At 27.5% G+C, this 720-nt stretch carries 1 protein-coding gene; it reads right to left on the bottom strand.

Translation table 11 applies throughout. The features are described from left to right. Window positions 1–172 precede the first annotated feature (172 nt). Window positions 173–529 carry a hypothetical protein gene (locus tag CD129_RS12045; protein WP_115337109.1) on the bottom strand — a complete coding sequence of 119 codons (357 nt, stop codon included), beginning with the start codon at window positions 527–529 and terminating at the stop codon, window positions 173–175. Window positions 530–720: the final 191 nt, after the last annotated feature.

Here is a 720-nt window from a genome sequence, read left to right as displayed (position 1 = left end):
CATAGAAAAAACACCTCCGTATAAATTCATTTTAATATGAATTCAACGAAAGTGTTTTTATTTTATTCCCACAAATTGGGGTCAGCTCAGAACCATTCAAATACAAAATCTATATAATCTTTTTACTACATTACAAAATCCTATTTTTCTAATACATTTACAAAATTAATAGCTAATCACATTCTTGATGATTATTTAAATACCTTGTATTATGGTAATCCTTGTCTAAATACAGGCAAATTTCGTTAATTCTAAAAACACTAGCATTGAGAGAAGTTGAACTTTGCTTTAATACAAGCAAAGATTTGTTATCTACATGTTTCTTAACGGTAGCTAGAATAAATATTGAATTGAAAAACTCAGTATTATCGCTAAGAGACTCCCCATATCTCTCCTCAATACCACCTAATAAATCATTAACACTTAAATCTTCAGGAACCACATATTCTTCAGTTCTCGATACGCCACCTTTACCATCAGTGATGTATCCCTCTAAGTCACAAAGCTCTAACTTAATTACTTTATACATACATCCTCCAGTTCAAGAGTGAATTATAGGTTACACTTATATTATATATAATCTGATTTTAATGTCAACTATTTTTTATAAACTTTTTATATAATATTTTAAAGATCCGTTAGATTAAGCAATTTTATTAGATCTATATTAAGAACTCCATGACATTTTAATATATCCAAATCACTTTATCTCAATAAAAA

Source organism: Mammaliicoccus fleurettii, from assembly GCF_003970575.1.
GTDB lineage: Bacteria > Bacillota > Bacilli > Staphylococcales > Staphylococcaceae > Mammaliicoccus > Mammaliicoccus fleurettii.
The sequence above is the reverse complement of the archived record's forward strand: the minus strand, read 5'-3'. Positions and strand labels throughout refer to the sequence as shown.